This is a genomic window from Veillonella parvula (genome assembly GCF_902810435.1).
Classification (GTDB): domain Bacteria; phylum Bacillota; class Negativicutes; order Veillonellales; family Veillonellaceae; genus Veillonella.
The window spans coordinates 226,005-244,511 of sequence record NZ_LR778174.1 but is presented as its reverse complement, the minus strand read 5'-3'; the positions used below and the strand labels follow the sequence as shown (position 1 = coordinate 244,511).

Here is an 18,507-nt window from a genome sequence, read left to right as displayed (position 1 = left end):
TACAAACAGAAATCAGCAAAGATTACGATGTCCTGCTGTACTTAACACATATAACAACTAAGATATTCTTTATTTATTAATATCTAAGTTTTTAAATTCATTTGAAATTCATTTTACTATAAAGTGTTATATTGTCTATAAAGGAGATGTTAAACTTTTATAAAATAAAATAATGAGATTGTTAATAAATACAGGTATCTATTACATGTATCCATTCCCATTAATACCATACCATAATATCTCTCTAATGATATCGGCAATAATAATAGATTGGATAATAAAGATGGCAATCCCCATCGCCCAATCTTGACGACGGGATGGAGTTTCTTCTAGTCCTGTAGCCTTGCTAATCTCAGGAGTGATAGGTGTATAGCCGGTTCTTTCACCATATGAATTCTCTCTTTCATCGCCACGACGCAATTCGTAAACGAGGAATATAAAGAAGCCTATAACAGGAATAAATGAGATTAGCTGTGTCCAACCGCTCCGACCAATATCATGCATACGCCGCGCTGTGATAGCTATATTGGGAATTATAAAGAAAAGAGATACCCCTACAGCAACATTATCAATAAGTGTTTCATAATTAGGAAAGCCCAAGGTACTACAAAGTAAAGCTAAAATCCCAAGTAATCCTTGTATCAAGGTAACGCCTGCCACGAATCGCCAATATTCACTACGGCTAACACGGCCGTTAAAATTAGCATAATTTCTAATGCCTAATTTGAAGGCATCAGTATAATTCAAATCATATATATTTATGGTTGACATAACCTAATCCTCCTCCGCGGCTTCAATAGCAACAATGCCCCAGCCTTTGCCTTCATTATGCAAACGAACTAATAGGGGCTCTAGATTATCTTCAAAGGTAACGGTAAAGCCCATATAATTTACAACAATATCATCATCTTGGTCTTGAGAAACATAGTCAAGCTGTATCGCTTTCACCTTAGGAACCTCGTCCTTAGTCATGGCTTGTTCCCATAGTTCAAAGGTACCATATCGCTCCATAGCACGAGCGCTCAAATAACGATATGCACCACGATAACCCTTTTTATTGAGGTCTTCATAATAATTACTTACCACAGTACGCCCCTCTGTTGTAGCCGTTTCACTTTGTAAAAGACGATTGGCTTGTTTCGTTAACGAACTAGGTTCCAAATTGGCATAAGCAGTCTCTTCTACCATAAAATTATGATTAATCATTGTACTACCTGCACTAGTGGCTAGGCATCCTAATACCAATATGGCCACAATAAAGAGGCCCGATACGGAACGTTTTTCCTCTAATTCATTAGATACAGGCGATGTGCGCTTACAGAATAGATACAATAATGCAAACCAGCCTAAAAAAGGAACCAATAGCAAAATCATCAACATTGGATCATTATTAGAGTCTCGCAACCGTCTTGCCATTAGCATAATCTTCGGCAAGCATAACAGGATGGACAATACAAATAATACGCCGCCACCGATAGAGACAGCATAAAGAAATCCGTACGGTATGTAGGTTGCAAGACCTGTAATACATATAATTAAGCCATATACAAAGGATATAGCACTTATGGTGAGCCAAAAATCGGCTGTATTGGTACGTCCTTTACTGTTTGCATAGTTTTCCACTAGCTCACGATAGAGGATTTCGTATACTCTCTGTTTCATAAAACTCCTACCATAATCTTAGATAATAAACATATATAGATATACCTATTATACTATGATTTATCAACTTAGTTGATTCATTTTTTGTTCATGAAATATGCCTATACTACAGATATATTTCTTACAACTAAAATTCGTGCAATCAATTATACAGGAGATAATTATGAAAGCTAAATTAATGAAAGCAATAGCCTTAGCCAGCTTAGGCGCCTTCTTAACAGTTGGTATTGGTGCCAATGTAGCCCAAGCTAAAGATTACCACTTCAAAATCGGTGAAAATCATCGCATGGTAAAAAATGATGATGGCACAGTAGATAGCAGCGCTCATCCATGGTACAAAGTAAAAGAGAAAAAGCACAGAAAACATAGAATATCTAAACGTGAAAAGCATGATAAAAATGCAACAGCAAAACGCAGTGAACAACATCAACGTTCTGAATCCTCTAATGACTAAGCCTTGCGCATAATACATATTACTAGCCCTAAAAACACAAAACTACATTAACCAACCAATGAAAAGGACGTTATACATTGTATAACGTCCTTTTATGTTATCCCCTATATAATTTTTCCCAAGGCTATATGAGTTATTATGTTATGCGCCAGCCTTTAGAACAGCTTGTTTCATGGATTGTACGTAATCAAACAACGCTTGATCCGCATGTTCACCGTGTTCTGCCACGATTTTAACGATGGCAGAGCCTACGATGGCTCCATCGGATACGCGCGCCATAGCTTCCGCTTGTTCTGGCTTAGAAATACCAAAACCAACAGCTACCGGGATATCCGTATATTTGCGAATCATTTCAACAATGGATTTAATATCCGTCTTAATTTCACTGCGCATACCTGTAACGCCAAGTGAGGATACACAGTATACAAAGCCTTCTGCGTCTTTGGCGATCATTTCGATGCGGTTTTCAGATGTTGGCGCAATTAAGGATACAACTTCAACACCATGCTTATGAGCCACACTAGCGAGCTCGCCTTTTTCTTCAAACGGCATGTCTGGTACGATAACACCAGAGATTCCCACCTCTTCACAGAGGGTAAAGAATTTTTCACGACCAAATACATAAATAGGATTCAAATAGGTCATGAATACGAGCGGTATAGTCACCGCATCATCACCTGTACGCAGACGACGCACCATATCGAAGATATCATTGATTTTTACGCCTGTAGATAATGCGCGTGTACTTGCTTCTTGGATAACTGGTCCTTCCGCTGTGGGATCGGAGAAAGGAATACCGATTTCCACCATGTCTGCACCGGCTTTCACCATAATACGAATATAACGTTCTGTATTTTCAATACCGTGATCACCAGCGCTAATGAACGGGATGAATGCCTTGCCCTTTGTGAAAGCGTCTTTAATTTTACTCATGAAGATCCACCCCTCTATATTTCGCCATAGCCGCTACGTCTTTGTCACCACGACCAGATAAACAAATAATAATGATGTCGTCCTTGCTCATAGTAGGAGCAATTTTACGTGCATGTGCCACCGCATGAGCACTTTCAATCGCAGGAATAATACCTTCCAAGCGAGATAAATATTCAAAGGCATCTACTGCTTCGTCATCTGTAACAGGCACATATTCAGCACGACCGCTATCGTGCAAGTACGCATGTTCAGGACCGATACCAGGGTAATCGAGACCTGCAGAGATAGAATATACTGGAGCAATTTGGCCATCTTCATCTTGGCAGAAGTAAGATTTCATACCGTGGAAAATACCAACAGACCCCTTCGCGATTGTCGCCGCATGTTCCTCTGTATCGATGCCACGACCTGCTGCTTCACAACCGATGAGACGAACACCTTCATCTGGAATGAAGTGATAGAACATGCCCATCGCATTGGAGCCGCCGCCTACGCAAGCCATAACAGCTGTTGGTAATTTGCCTTCTGCTTCAAGGATTTGCTCACGCGCTTCGCGGCTGATAATAGATTGGAAATCGCGTACAATCATAGGGAATGGATGAGCACCCATAACGGAGCCCAATACATAGTGCGTATCGGACATGCGGTTTGTCCATTCGCGCAACGCTTCGGAAACCGCATCTTTCAATGTACTAGTCCCTGTTGTTACTGGATGCACCTTAGCGCCTAGCAATTCCATACGATATACGTTAAGTGCCTGACGTTCACAGTCCTCTGCACCCATGTATACTTCGCATTCCATGCCCATCAATGCAGCGATAGTAGCCGTTGCCACGCCGTGTTGACCTGCGCCGGTTTCAGCAATAACGCGTGTTTTACCCATCCGTTTTGCCAATAACATTTGGCCAATTACGTTATTCAACTTGTGAGAACCAGTATGGTTTAAGTCCTCACGTTTTAAATAAATTTTGGCTCCCCCAAGGTCCTTTGTCATACGGTCCGCATAGTATAACAGGGATGGACGACCTGTATATTTTTTATGTAACTCCTCAAGTTCATGTACGAAATCAGGATCATCTTTGTACTTATTGTACGCCTCTTCCAATTCGATAACTGCATTCATCAATGTTTCTGGCATAAATTGACCCCCAAAGGAGCCAAAATAGCCATGTCTTTGTTCACTCATATAACTTACCTTTCTATATACCATTCCTGCTAGCACGCCATACTATGGCATTGCTATTGTTCTCACAATGTTAGTGAAAGCTTTTATCTTCTCATCGTCCTTCACGCCTTCTGTTTCAATGCCGCTACTGATATCGATGCCGTACGGTCGAACCGTACGAATGGCACGCGCCACATTGGTGCTATCGATACCACCAGCGAGCATAAACGGTCGTTCAAACTCATCTAACGAGGACCAGTCGAATACTTCACCCATACCGCCCCGCTCGTCTTTGTGATATGCATCAAACAAGAGCATATCTGCTCTGCTATCGATCCACGCCTCTGCATCTGCAGCACTACGGATTTGAACAGCCTTCCAAACCTCTACATTAGTACGTTCTTTTAAGGATTGGATGAAAGCTTCATCTTCATCACCGTGCAATTGCACCGCATCAAGATTTACTTCTGTGGCAATCGTAACGAGATTATCTAGCGTTTCATTGACAAAAATGCCTACCGTTTTAATAAATTCTTGATGTATAAGTATCTGATTACTGCATTGTTCTGCGTCTCTGTTATATCGATTTGCGTATTGTTTATGTAGTTCTTCAACTAAGGTTTTTGCTTGGTCTACAGTGACTTGTCGTTTACTTGGTGCAAATACAAGGCCCATGTAGTCTGGTTTTGCCTCTACTACAGCAGGGATTGTTTCAACCTTGGAGATACCACACATTTTAACCTTTGGTGTGTAATAGGTTGAACCATAGAGATATGCCAGTTTTTCCACCTTGTTAGGGGAACGCATGAAGGTTTCCCCCATCAAGGCTACTCCGATATTGTTATCCCGCAATACTTGGATGTCCTCTGGCGTTTCAAGTCCACTTTCAGATACGAAGATTACATCGTCTTGCACGAGATTACGCAAGCGCACACTATTTTGTACATCTACAGTGAAGTCCTTGAGATTACGATTGTTAACGCCAATAATGCGGGCACCGCAATCGATAGCCATTTGTACCTCATGTTCATCATGGGCCTCTACCAAAGAGGATAAGCCAAGAGAATCTGCTAATTCACGGAACTTTGTCAGCGTAGGCACATCGAGGCATGCACAGATTAATAGGATTGCACTAGCGCCCCATACCTTTGCTTGGTAGATTTGGTATTCATCGATGATAAAGTCTTTACGAAGCACAGGAATTTTTACGGTGCTTGCAATTTCTTGCAAATATTTTTTATCACCCTTAAAGAAATCTGGCTCCGTCAAAACAGAGATAGCCGCAGCACCAGCCACTTCATATTCTTTGGCGATGTCTAAATATGGGAAGTGCTCAGCGATGATGCCTTTTGATGGAGATGCCTTCTTTACTTCGCAAATGAAGTTGAAGTCTTGTTGACGAAGGGCTGCTTCAAAAGGAAATCCTGTATCAGATGGTAAGGCTAAAGCCGCTGCTTTCACAGACTCTGGAGATTCCACCTGTTTTTCTTGGACTACCCGAATTTTGGTCGCCTCTATAATCTTATCTAAAATCAATGGTTACACCTCGTGGGTTGCTTTCACAAACTGTTCCATTGTAGCAAGCGCCTTGCCAGAGTCGATCATATGTTTCGCCTCTTCAATGCCCTCTGCTAATGTAATGCCATCTTTTGCAAGGTAAATCGCCATGCCAGCATTGAGAAGAACTGCGGTACGTTTACCGCCTTGCTCACCACCGAGAACGCGGCGTGTAATCTCAGCATTTACTGTTGCGTCGCCGCCTTCAAGCTCAGTTTTATCAGCGTATTCGAAACCATATTCCTTAGGATCGAATTCGTAATTTGTGAAAGTACCATTATTAATTTCGCATACGTACGTTTTGTTGGTAGCTGTAATCTCATCTAGACCGTCGAAGCCATGTACCACGGCACCGCGTTTAACACCAAGATTAGCCAATACGCGAGCCAACGGTTCTACCAGAGATTTATCGTACACACCCATCAACTCCACAGTTGCGCCTGCAGGGTTTGCCAACGGTCCTAGGATATTGAACACCGTACGAACGCCCAACGCCTTACGTACAGGACCTGCATACTTCATAGCTTGGTGATATACAGGAGCAAACATAAAGCACATATTGGCTTTGTTAAGAACCGCTTCGTTTTGCTCGCCGTTAAGCTCTAATTTAGCGCCCAACGCTTCAATTAAATCTGCAGCACCACATTTACTAGATACACTGCGGTTACCATGTTTCGCTACAGGAATACCTGCTGCAGAAATGATAAAGCCAGAAGTCGTAGAAATATTAAAAGTATTAGCCTCATCACCGCCAGTACCTACGATTTCTACAACTGTACCTTCATGAGGCACAGAACCAGCCTTCTCGCGCATAACCTCAGCAAACGCCGTAACCTCATCTACAGTTGGGCCTTTCGCTGCAAGGGCGCATAAGAAACCAGCCATAGGAACCTCGGCTACATCGCCGCTCATAATTTTGTTCATTGTATCTTTAGCAAGGTCGTAAGATAAATCCTGACCATGCGTTACTGCATATAATGCGTCTTTAATCATTTTATATCTCCTTTTGAGGATATCTATTAAATTGATGCCAAATCTACCTAGTCGGTAACGATTGGGTCATGACCTCAGCCTCCAAGTGGCCACCCCCCCGCTATGCGGGGCGCCAAGTCGACTTCGCACATAACCCAATCGTATTTATTCAGCTAAAAACCATACCAATTTAATAGATACCCCTCAAACAAACTATTATCAAATGATCCTGCACATTATATGGAGTAACGTACAGGTCATTTCTTTATAGGGTGGTGGGAATGGTGGTGCTTTGCACCACCTCTTTCTATATTAGAGGTTCTGATTCGCATATTTCTTTAGAAAAATATAGTTACTGTTCGATATATATATATATTGTAGAGGGGCTATTAAGTAGGTAATGCCAAGGTTGAGTTGGCAGGAAATAAGGTCATAAGGAACGACTTGGCGGCCCCACGTAGTGGGGTGGGTGGCCATCGGAGTTCCGAGAGGCCTTATTTTTGCCTCACCGTGTTAATACTTAAAAATAGCCCCTCGAATACCTAAATTAGACAGTAGCTATTTTTCTAGGAAATTGCGAATCATTTGTTCCCCGTTCGGTGTCATGATAGATTCCGGATGGAATTGCACACCGTAGATTGGGTAGTCTTTGTGTTCTACGCTCATTACTTCGCCGTCGTCTGTAATGGATGTAACGATGAGTTCGCTTGGCATGGTTTCGTCAATGATTGCCAAGGAGTGGTAGCGTGCTACTTCGAATTGTTCAGGTACATCTTTAAGGATTTTGGACGGGTGTACTTGTTTGGCTACGCTTTGTTTGCCGTGCATAACTTGCTTAGCGTAGGAAACGGTACCGCCGAATACTTCGCCGATGGCTTGGTGACCGAGGCATACGCCGAGGATTGGGAATTCACCTTTGCATTCGCGCAATAGGTCTTCGTATACGCCCGCATCAGCTGGTCTGCCAGGTCCTGGTGAAAGTATCACATAGTCTGGTTTCAACGCACGGATTTCTTCAACTGTTAATTCATCGCTGCGGATGACTTTAATATCTGGATCGATAGAGCCTACTAATTGGTATAAATTGAAGGAGAAGCTATCATAATTATCTATAAGGAGTACCATTATTCTACCTCCTGTGCATCTGTAATTGCGGAAATCATGGATTGGCCTTTGATCAAGGTTTCGTTATATTCACTAGCAGGAACACTATCGCGAACGATACCAGCGCCAGCTCGAACGTAAACCTTGCCACCTTTATTCATGGCCATGCGGATACCGATACATACGTCCATGTTACCGGAAAAATCGATGTAACCTACAGCACCGCCGTATACGCCACGCGGGCTTTTTTCTAGTTCGTGTAAGATTTCGATAGCACGAATTTTAGGAGCCCCGGACAAAGTACCTGCTGGCAATGTAGCACCGATAGCATCGAGAGCATCTTTACCATCTTGAATGTCGCCGCTTACAGTAGATGTAATGTGAATAACATGGGAGAAACGTTGCAACATATGTAACGCCTCTACTTGTACGGAACCGAATTTAGCAATTTTACCTAAATCATTACGACCAAGATCAACAAGCATGTTATGTTCAGCCAATTCTTTTTCGTCGTTAATGAGTTTTTCTTCAATAGCGAGGTCCTCTGCTTCGGTTTTACCGCGGCGCATAGTACCTGCAATTGGGAAGGTATACATTTTGCCGTCTGTCAATTTTACCAATGTTTCTGGAGAAGCACCTGTAAGCTCTACATCGCCACCAGATAGGTAGAACATGTATGGAGATGGGTTCAAGGTACGCAATACGCGGTATGCATTTAACAAGCTGCCATCGAACTCAGCTTCACGGCGATTAGATACAACACATTGGAAGATATCCCCTTCCTTGATGTAGTGCTGTGTCTTTTTAACAACTGCTTCAAACTCGTCCTTTGTAAATTCAGAAGTGAACTCTGTTTTAAGGATGCCTTTTGGAATGTCCGCCTCTTTGCCGTTTACTACGAGATCAGCTAATGCTTTAAGTTCAAGCTCAGCCTTGTTGTAGTTACGTTCTAAATCGTTTGTGCTGATGTTAGCAATCAAGTAGATTTTATTTTTATAATGGTCAAAGGCGATTACCTTATCAAAGAGCATAAGGTCTACATCGTTTACCATAGCAGAGTCATCATCTGGTGTTGGGAAATCAAGGGTTGGCTCGATATAGCGGATATATTCACAAGCGAAGTAACCTACAAAGCCACCTGTAAAGGTTGGTAATTCTTCTAAGCGAGGGCTTTTATATTGGCTCAAAATATTGCGAATTTCTGCAGCTGGATCAGAGCATTCAAAGGTACGCGTTGTACCGTCTTTGATAGTCATTTTATGGTTTTTACAAAAGAGCTCAATCTTAGGATCATAGCCCAAGAAGGAGTAACGGCCCCAATGATTACTATTATCCGCACTTTCAAGCAAGTACGTATGACTGCTCACTTGTTTTAACGCTTTCAACACGCTAATCGGTGTGCGTACGTCGGATAAAATTTCCATATATACAGGCACGATATCGTAGCCCGGTGCGATAGCTTTCACACGGTCTAAACTAGGAAAAATCATGAGAACCTCCATCTGGCGTTTGCCAATAAAAAAACTCGCCCATGACAATATAACGTCAAGGACGAGTCTATAGTTCTATTTTTACAAGAGTATTAGAAAATACTTGTATTATGCTATAAATCGCGGTACCACCTTGTTTGAATGCAGCGCACTCCTCTTTCGCAGGATACTAACATATCCCTCACGACTAACGCTCGTGTGACGTCGCACCATACTAGGAATGAAATTCATTCTGTTCCATGCGCCCTCGGTGGTCCATTTAATAAGCTGCGTACTACGGGTTCTCAGCTAATCCCGCTCTCTGTGAGTGCATTTCCTATTTTTATCTCCACCTCATCGGTTTCTTTTAGGCGAGTATAAAATTATAATCTGATTATAATGTTTCTATAGAATGAAAGTCAAGAAAAATCTCAACTTTCACCTTATCCTTACATTCATTCATTATCTAATATCCATATATAATCCAATTACTGATTTCCCTAGTCCCCTCCAAATTCAGAATATTTATATTGTGTTCCTCTAAACACTAATAGTATACTGAAATTACATATGTTGTCAGCTTCTACTGATTATTATGCGGAGGAGAGAGAATGAGTTTTTATTTTACTGATCAAATACAGCAGTCTTTCAATAAAATATTCCATCAATGTAATAAAGATATTGCTTGGGCGGGCAAGGCTGAGCTTGATGCCCTTGTGAAATTGGACGAGGAAGGTCAAAAGATTCCAGGTATCGGCGATGTGTACGCTATTTTGGCGCGCGTCTATTCTGGACCTCAGTTCACGTGGATTGAAGCAGGCTTCCCTGAGGATGACACAAAGGCGTATAGTTATTTACATACGGCTATTCGCAAAGGCAGTGCCATCGCTATTTTACAAGCTATGCGTACCTCTGGTGCCCTTACACCAACTATTGAAAAAGAGTTGCCTATGACGAAGGACCAAGCATTCCAGCGCGTCTATGAGGGCGCCCAAAAGGGTTGTTCCTACTGTGCCTACGCCATTGCCAATGTATACCAATGGGGGGATTACCACATCTTACCATCGGCTCGAAAGGTGGCTAACGAAGGTGAACCATCTACCTTTGTCCGTTTCTTAAAAAGCTTATTTGTACAAGCAGATCAACGTAGATCGACCAATAAAATAAATGCTATTGCTCAACAATGGTTGCGTAAATCTGCCGATGCAGGCCTTGTTATTGCATACCGAAACTTGCGCATTACCTATGTAGAGCAAGATAATAGGGCAATGGAAGAACAAGTCATTTTTGAAGGTGCCAAAGCAGGTTTGCCACTCATGATGTATTTAGCAGGCGATATTTGTAAATCTCGCGGGGAGCATGAACGAGCGCTCGAATATTTTGAGCGTGGCGTAACCATGAATAATGGCATGTGCTTGCGTGAAGCTGCCGAGTACTATGCAAAACCATGCGAGTCTAACAAAAGAATTCCTCAGAATATTCAAAAGGCCCTCAAATACTACGAGCGTGCTGCTATAAGCCCAGATTATTTAGACTTTAATGACCACGCTTATGTTACAATGCAAGCCATTATTCTTCGCACATTAAATATCGATGGTCAGTCTCAAGACTGGTCTCGCATCGCTCACTTATTACAACAACCAGCGATTTACACTCTTGATACTATTTGGCCGTATCTCGCCTATGTATTTACTTTCAAAAAAGGTAATACCCATGCCATAAGAACCGCCATAGAGTGCGTTAATAAGGCTAGCAAATGTTACGATAGATACGGTAGTTATGACTATGCGGACCATCTATGGCAACTGGCCGCCGGCTATTGCTACGAAATTGGTGCCTTTACAAAAGAACCTGATTTAGATCAAGCCGTTACGTTCTACGAGCATGCTTGTGAAAGCATCAATCGTCTCAACACAAGAAACGATAATTGGTTCGGTACTGGTGAGCCGTTGGTAATTCCTGACGAAGCATCTGAACGATTAGAAGCCTTTGAACTCGTTAATGGACACTATCAGTACAAAGAAGGCATACAACAATCTTCTACAACATGTAATCCTATGCCCCCTGCATGGCCTCAAAACTCTGTTGATGTATTAGAAATCTTTGAGGACTCTACTACAGGTTGGCGCACGAATAGATATGACTGGGATTTCATCGAGCGTGAGTGGGATACACAAAAATATCTTAGCTTTATCATCTATGATAATCGCCAATCCATAGAAAACGTAATTTACGATGTGTACAGTATCGTTATGTTCCACAATGAAGACAAAAACTCTTGTACCATCTATCTATACGGCTACATTGAGGATACTAGCAGACAGGATGAAAACGTGGATTCTAGGGTATATGAAATGAGATACTTCAAGGAGATGTCCATTCCTGAAGGTCTCGCATTAATTAAAAACTTCTATGATAATGCTACATTACCTGTTATTGATGAAAGCTGGGAGAAAGAGTACAAAAACACTACGCCTCCACGAGAATATGTATTAACTTGTGACAACGATATCTTCTACCTCAATCAATATGAATATCCAAACCAAATGATTAAGGATGCCTTAGAAGGCGTAGCGAATGGCAAGTATAATATTATTGAGGTTCGCCCTTCTAGCCTTGATGATCAATGTATTAGCTATTACATCGAGCGCGCAAAAGGTAAAAACTTACGCATTCGACTCTATGCCACTGTAGATGAGGACAACGAATATGGCTTTGAACGAGAGTCTTGCAACTTAACCTCCATCAACTACTGGATTCAGGAATCTCTAACTAGCAATAAGCTTCCTGACTTAAGCGATTGGGATGAAATTAAAAAGAAATAAGGATATTATTTTATTAAGAACATACTAAAACTAAGAAAGGCGGGATACTTTGGAAACATGGAAACGAACGGTGTACATTTGCGCATTCTGCATATTCTTCATGTCCCTCGGGATTAGTCAGGTAAGCCCTATTCTCCCTCTATACTTCCATGAAATGGGCTTAAGCGATACAGGATCGATAGCACAATGGTCCGGTGCCTCCATGGGCATCACCTTCCTCATTGTCTGCTTAGCAGCTCCCTTCTGGGGCCGATTAGCAGACCGTAAGGGACGTAAGATTACCCTCATACGCTCTAGTCTTGGTATGGCTATATGTAGTATATTATTGGGCTTTCAGACTACACCAGAAGGTGTGTTCCTCGTTCGTACATTGCAAGGGTTAGTAAGCGGTTTTTACCCCGCATCGGTAACACTTATCGCGTCAGAAACACCGCAAAACCATACAGGTTGGGCTCTAGGGATTATAGGATCCTTTAGCCTTGCAGGCTCACTAGCCGGTCCGCTTGTAGGAGGGTATCTCAGTGATGTAGTAGGTATTCGAAATGACTTCTTTATCATCGGGGCCCTTATGCTTATCTCCTTTGGCTTGACGGCAATGCTGGTACATGAAAACTATGTTCCAAAGCCACTTGTTGAGAAGCAAACCTTTAGAAATCTAAAAACTCACTTACCTGAGTTTTCTAGTTTAGTCGCTTTATCTGCAACCTCCTTCCTGTATGCCATTTCGGTTACCGCCATCTCCCCCATTATGACGGTTTACATTAAAGGAATGCTACCAAGCAATACGGAAAATATAGCCTTCATATCTGGTGCTGTGTTCTCTGCCATGGGTATCGCCCAATTCTTTAGTAGCTCTCCACTCGGGAAATTAGTAGACCGTATAGGCCCTAGAAAGGTGCTCATCTACTCGATGATCTATGTAGGTCTACTCAATATACCGCAAGCCTATGTGGACTCTGTGTATGTACTTGGGTTTATCCGTTTCTTGCAAGGTTTTGGGCTAGGTGGTATGTTACCTGCGCTCAATACCTATTTAGCATCAAAAACACCTAAGGAATATACGGGACAAGTATTCTCGTACAATCAGTCTTGTTTGTCTATGGGTTACTTTCTAGGCTCCTTTGGTGGTTCCATCGTAGCCGCTCAATTTGGCTTCACAACCCTTTTCTGGGCATGTAGCCTTACCTTTATCGGCGCTGCCCTATGGGTTGCGTTAAAACTAAAGTAACGCCGTAATACAACGAAAATAGTGCAAATGCATTAAAGAAACTATATAAACAAATAAAAAGAGCTGTTCTCAGAACTCAGATGTGTACTGATTCCGAAACAGCTCTTTTATTATATTTTTTGTAAAAGTTTAGAAAATTTCACTAGCTAGGGGATGATCATTCTATATGTATAGAATAACTATTGTCTCTAGTTAGGTATTATAGGATACCGAGGATTTCCCACCATGCGTAGCCCACTGTAAGGTTTACGATGAAGCACATGATAGCGAAGATACCGCCGATAATCCACCAGCTCTTAACTGTGTTGTAACCTGCACCGAATACGATTGGAGCCGCTGCACCGCCGTAGTGAGTCAACGCACCACCGTAGGAGTTTGTAGCAGCTAGTAACAAGGACAACGCCATTGGGTTTACACCCGCTACTTTACCTACAGTAAGGAATACTGGAAGCATGGCTACAACGTACGCACTACCAGAGGCGAACAAGTAACGAACAGCGATACTGATAGCGCCGATGATAATAAGAGCCAGCATTGGGTTGTCGCCGAAGTTGAAGTGTGTGCCCATAAAGTCAGCTAGCCATTCAAAGAATTTAACCTTGGACAACGCACTGGACATACCGATGATACCACCGAACCAGATCAATGTGTTCCAAGCACCTTTGGATTCAAGCATATCTTCCCATTTGATTACGCCTGTTACAAGAGCTGCTACCATGGCTACGATAGCTACTGCTGTTGCATCAAGGGAGAATTTAATGCCAAAGCCTTGCGTCAAGATGGAAGGCAACGCCCAACCAACTAAGGCAAGGATAAAGATAGCAATAAGAGATTTCTCGCGACCAGACATAGGTCCAAGTTCTTTCAAACCTTCATCAGCAATCGCATGAGAGTCGATGTGTTGAATAGATGGTTTGTCTAAGTAGTATACCAAAGCAGGTGTAATGAGAAGCATCACAAGACCTGGTACTACGAGTGCTAATGCCCAAAGGCCCCAGTTGATATCTACGCCGAGGATTTTGTTCATGTAGTCAGCAGCCAATAAGTTTGGTGCCATTGCTGTAGCGAACATCAAGCTTGTTACCTTAGTCACCATGTATGTGTTAACCATGAGGTAAGAACCAGCTTTTTTAGCGCTTTCACCAGGCTCAGAACCTAACGCTTTTGCTACAGAGTTCATGATTGGGAACACGATACCGCCACAACGTGCTGTGTTGGAAGGTGTTACTGGAGAAATAATAAGGTCTAATAAAGCAGTTACATAGCCAAGACGCAATGTAGTGTGACCTAAGGATTTAATCAATAGGTACGCAATACGACGGCCAAGGCCTGTTTTTACGAACGCCACACTGAGGGAGAACGCAGAGAATACTAACCATACTGTGGTAGATGCATAACCAGACAATACGTTTTTCGTAGCATTCAAGAAAATTGCAGAACCTGCAATAGATAATAACAAGATAATTGGTGCTGGCCAAGGTTTAACAACAAGACCAACGATAGCCATTAAATAGAAGCCTAGCAGTCGCCAAGCTCCAACGCTCAAACCTTCTGGCGGTGTAATGAACCACATTGCCAGAGGAATGGCAAACATAATTGCAATTTTAAGTAGCTTATTCATTCTTACTCTCCTTTAACATAAGCTATGCCTTTCATGATCGGTCGCGCCGTTCTAGCGACGCCCGCCTTCTCCACATGCCAACCAGTATCATTAGTCAAGCATATTTCGAAATCAAATTTCCCTGATGGATGCGCTAAAGTAACTTGATTCGTTTCTTTAGCACGTTCGCTCACTACTTCGTTCGCCACAGTCCCCGTAATCAGCGCTGCTGTAGCTGTACAAATACCACCTGTAACAGCATACGCTTTATGCATTACAGCGAGTGCCTTTGTACGCGCCACGATGTCTATACTATTCCCCTTGATAGTTCGATCATCGCTTGCCACGTAGGTTTGTGGTGCGGACACCATGCATACCTTTGGAACTGCAGGACTAGCAGCCTCTTTAGATGGAGCAAGTCCCATCATTACAGCTGCAGTAGTGCGAATATCTTCAAGTGTATTGAGTAATACACCGCCATCCGTTTCTGTGAAAGCCGGTAATTCCGTGCCTTCATAACCAAGATCTAGAGCCTTTACAAATACAGCTGGATTAGCTGCATCTACGAGACTGACTTGGATTGTCCGTCCATCAGCCAATGTAATCGTGTCTTGTACATTGCCTGTTGGTAGTAACTTACCTGTCTTAGAACCACCTGGTTCCAAGAAATATAATGTAATACGAGCACCTGTACCTGGTACGCCATCGATAGCAAAATCACCATCAATAACTGGTTTGCCATCTTGGACTGGCACATGCGCTTCAATAACCTTATTTGTATTTGTGTTAAAGATACGAACTACGGTTTCTGGTTCTACGGCTTTCACAAAGCCTTCCATAATAGCAAATACCCCTGCACCAGCAGAAATATTGCCACAATTACCTTCGTAATCTACCACCGCATCAGCGATACCTACATAACCAAAGGTGTAATCGATATCCGCATCATCACGGTCAGAAGGATTTACGATAGCTACCTTGCTCGTCAATGGATCGGCACCGCCGATACCATTAATTTGACGCGCATCAGGAGAGCCATATAAATCTAAAATCATACGATCTCGTGCAGCTGGGTCAGTTGGGAGCGTATCTTGTAACAGATACGCCCCTTTGCTAGTACCGCCGCGCATATAGGTAACAGGAATTTCTTTATACCCGTTCATAATGTACTCCTTTATGTTCACCACTTATGCTTTGCTATTTGCATAGTAGTTGATGAGACAACCTGCTGCGATAATCTCTTTCTCTTCATCGCTGAGGTGACCTAAATGCAATGTAATTTCTGCTTTCTTCACACCACCGCTGATAACATATGCTTTGTAATCATCGGAGTCGGAGAATAATTGGTCACGCACATTTGGCACATATACATAGTCGCCTACTGCCATCGTTTTAGAGTCTTCTTCACTAGTTACAAACGGTAACATACCCCAGTTAATTACATTACTGCGATAGCGTTTTGTAGCATATTCAATAGCAATGTTAGCACCGCCACCTAATACGCGTTGGCAAGATGCTGCTTGTTCACGAGCAGAGCCATCGCCAGGGCGATTAGCATATACCATGCTGGAAACAGCTGTAGACTTAGCCATATCTTCTACAGATTCTGACAAGCCAAGAGCTTGCTTAACCTCTTCGTATGCAGCGACTAACTCTACTGTACTTTCACCTTCTTGACGAGATTTTTCCCAATCGCGAACGGCTTTAGCACGACCTACATATTCAGGAACCTTACGGCTCAAGGCAAATTCAGACAATGCATATGGATCTGAACGGAAGGAAGATGTTTCACCAGATGGAATCAACTCATCCGTAGTCGTTACAGGGTCATCGATATAGGCAACTACTTTGAGCAATACATTTGGGGTAAATTCTTTAATAGCTGGCCAAGGTTTAATGGATGGTCCATAAATGAGTTCAGTATTTTTTTTAGGCTCATTGAAGCCGCTATATACTTTGCTTTCATAAGGTTTATCATCATAGTGGTAAGCTGGTACTACATCATCATAATCGATATCAGTAGCCGCAGTTAATGCACCACCGTTAATAGCAGTAGCCGCTACGGAACGGGAGTCGAGAAGTGCAACGGAAGAAATTTGTCCGTTACCAGGTTTAGAACCTTCGCGATTCGGGAAGTTTCGTGTCGCATGACGACCACTGAGTCCAGTATTGTTAGGTGTATCACCTGCACCAAAGCATGGCCCGCAGAAAGCTGTACGCACGATGGCACCAGCACTCATAAGATCTACAAGAGCACCATTTTTCATAAGTTCTAAGTAAATTGGTTGGCTAGAAGGATAAACGCTAAATGCGAAACGACCGGAACCTACGCTCTTACCGCGTACGATGTTAGCCGCTTGCATAATGTTTTCATATAAACCACCAGAGCACCCTACGATGATACCTTGATCTAAATGCAATTTGCCGTCAAAATGTTTTTCAGGCAATTGTAAAGACAAGGATTTATTATCTAATTGCTCTACCGCTTGACGTTCGATTTCTGCTAATAAATCGCGACCACCTTCGTTGATTTCTTTAATTGTATATACATTGCTTGGATGGAATGGCATAGCAATCATACTTTCCACTTCCCCAAGATTAACTTTTACTAGGCCATCATAATAAGCTACATCACCAGGGTTAAGCTCTTTGTACGCATCACCGCGACCATGAAGTGTCAAGAATTCTTTCGTATTGCTATCTGTTCTCCAAATAGTTGTAAGGCATGTAGTCTCTGTAGTCATTACATCGATGCCGTTACGGAAGTCCATGGATAGGTGTTTAATACCAGGGCCTACGAATTCCATTACTTTATTTTTCACAAAGCCGTTTGCGAATACAGCTTTTTCAATAGCGAGTGCCACGTCTTGTGGGCCTACGCCGTGTTTAGGTTTTCCATCGAGGTAAATAGCGATAACTTCTGGACGTTGTACATCATACGTGCGGCCAAGCAATTGTTTTACAAGCTCTGGACCGCCCTCACCAATCGCCATAGTACCAAGAGCACCGTAACGAGTATGACTGTCGGAACCGAGAATCATTTTGCCACAGCCTGCCATTGTTTCACGCATATATTGGTGAATAACTGCAAGATGAGGAGGTACATACACGCCGCCGAAGCGTTGAACCGCGGATAAGCCAAACACATGGTCGTCTTCGTTAATCGTGCCCCCTACTGCTGCCAAGCTATTATGACAGTTTGTCAAAATGTAAGGAATTGGAAATTTATCAAGACCACTGGCAATCGCCGTTTGAATAATACCAACATAGGTAATATCGTGAGATGTTAAGGCATCGAATTTGATGCGTAAATCTTGATCACCTTCGTGTTGTTGGTGGTCCATTAAAATACGGTACGCCATCGTTTCCTTATAGGCGCGCTCTTTATTAAAAACTTCTTGCTGATCAAGGGCTGCACTAGAATCCGCAGGAACGATATCCGTACCGTGATATAAAAATACACCATTTGAAATTAACTCAACCATGACTTGCTCCTTTATTACTTTCAGGCATGTGTAAACCTTTACAAACACTATAT

The 18,507-nt window shown here is 42.5% G+C and carries 14 protein-coding genes; 3 read left to right on the top strand and 11 right to left on the bottom strand.

The window, feature by feature from the left end; translation table 11 throughout:
- Positions 1-201: 201 nt before the first annotated feature.
- Positions 202-771: a DUF805 domain-containing protein gene (locus FNLLGLLA_RS00895; protein WP_174892164.1), complete on the bottom strand. Its 570-nt coding sequence runs from the start codon at positions 769-771 to the stop codon at positions 202-204.
- 3 nt (positions 772-774) lie between these two features.
- Positions 775-1,662, bottom strand: a complete 888-nt coding sequence (locus FNLLGLLA_RS00890; RefSeq protein ID WP_174892163.1) for a DUF805 domain-containing protein — start codon at positions 1,660-1,662, stop codon at positions 775-777.
- 163 nt (positions 1,663-1,825) lie between these two features.
- On the opposite strand from FNLLGLLA_RS00890, the gene FNLLGLLA_RS00885 reads away from it, so the two are divergent.
- Positions 1,826-2,116, top strand: a complete 291-nt coding sequence (locus tag FNLLGLLA_RS00885; protein WP_174892162.1) for a hypothetical protein — start codon at positions 1,826-1,828, stop codon at positions 2,114-2,116.
- A gap of 141 nt (positions 2,117-2,257) precedes the next feature.
- On the opposite strand, the gene trpA is transcribed toward FNLLGLLA_RS00885, so the two are convergent.
- The 6 genes from trpA to FNLLGLLA_RS00855 form a co-directional block, all read right to left on the bottom strand.
- Positions 2,258-3,049 (bottom strand): tryptophan synthase subunit alpha, encoded by a 792-nt coding sequence (trpA, locus tag FNLLGLLA_RS00880; protein ID WP_174892161.1) that lies wholly within the window; start codon positions 3,047-3,049, stop codon positions 2,258-2,260.
- Entirely contained in the window at positions 3,042-4,235 is a 1,194-nt protein-coding gene (trpB, locus tag FNLLGLLA_RS00875) for a tryptophan synthase subunit beta (protein ID WP_174892160.1), read from the bottom strand. Before trpB ends, trpA begins: the two co-directional genes overlap by 8 nt.
- A 42-nt stretch (positions 4,236-4,277) precedes the next feature.
- Positions 4,278-5,750, bottom strand: a complete 1,473-nt coding sequence (gene trpCF / locus FNLLGLLA_RS00870; protein ID WP_174892159.1) for a bifunctional indole-3-glycerol-phosphate synthase TrpC/phosphoribosylanthranilate isomerase TrpF — start codon at positions 5,748-5,750, stop codon at positions 4,278-4,280.
- Positions 5,751-5,753: 3 nt separating this feature from the next.
- On the bottom strand, positions 5,754-6,764 hold the full coding sequence (trpD, locus tag FNLLGLLA_RS00865) for an anthranilate phosphoribosyltransferase (protein WP_174892158.1): 1,011 nt from the start codon (positions 6,762-6,764) through the stop codon (positions 5,754-5,756).
- Between the two features lie 537 nt (positions 6,765-7,301).
- Complete coding sequence (locus FNLLGLLA_RS00860; protein WP_005387556.1) at positions 7,302-7,868, bottom strand: anthranilate synthase component II; 567 nt, start codon at positions 7,866-7,868, stop codon at positions 7,302-7,304.
- Complete coding sequence (locus FNLLGLLA_RS00855; RefSeq protein ID WP_174892157.1) at positions 7,868-9,337, bottom strand: anthranilate synthase component I family protein; 1,470 nt, start codon at positions 9,335-9,337, stop codon at positions 7,868-7,870. The genes FNLLGLLA_RS00860 and FNLLGLLA_RS00855 overlap by 1 nt, the downstream gene beginning before the upstream one ends.
- Before the next feature lie 590 nt (positions 9,338-9,927).
- On the opposite strand from FNLLGLLA_RS00855, the gene FNLLGLLA_RS00850 reads away from it, so the two are divergent.
- Entirely contained in the window at positions 9,928-12,141 is a 2,214-nt protein-coding gene (locus tag FNLLGLLA_RS00850; protein WP_174892156.1) for an SEL1-like repeat protein, read from the top strand.
- A 49-nt stretch (positions 12,142-12,190) separates the two neighbouring features.
- On the top strand, positions 12,191-13,369 hold the full coding sequence (locus tag FNLLGLLA_RS00845; RefSeq protein WP_008603175.1) for an MFS transporter: 1,179 nt from the start codon (positions 12,191-12,193) through the stop codon (positions 13,367-13,369).
- A 199-nt stretch (positions 13,370-13,568) separates the two neighbouring features.
- On the opposite strand, the gene FNLLGLLA_RS00840 is transcribed toward FNLLGLLA_RS00845, so the two are convergent.
- The 3 genes from FNLLGLLA_RS00840 to FNLLGLLA_RS00830 are packed head-to-tail and all read right to left on the bottom strand — an operon-like array spanning position 13,569 to position 18,454.
- Entirely contained in the window at positions 13,569-14,990 is a 1,422-nt protein-coding gene (locus tag FNLLGLLA_RS00840; protein WP_008603176.1) for an anion permease, read from the bottom strand.
- A 2-nt stretch (positions 14,991-14,992) separates the two neighbouring features.
- On the bottom strand, positions 14,993-16,132 hold the full coding sequence (locus tag FNLLGLLA_RS00835; protein ID WP_174892155.1) for a 2-methylaconitate cis-trans isomerase PrpF family protein: 1,140 nt from the start codon (positions 16,130-16,132) through the stop codon (positions 14,993-14,995).
- Positions 16,133-16,156: 24 nt separating this feature from the next.
- Complete coding sequence (locus FNLLGLLA_RS00830; RefSeq protein WP_174892154.1) at positions 16,157-18,454, bottom strand: hydratase; 2,298 nt, start codon at positions 18,452-18,454, stop codon at positions 16,157-16,159.
- Between the last annotated feature and the right edge of the window lie 53 nt (positions 18,455-18,507).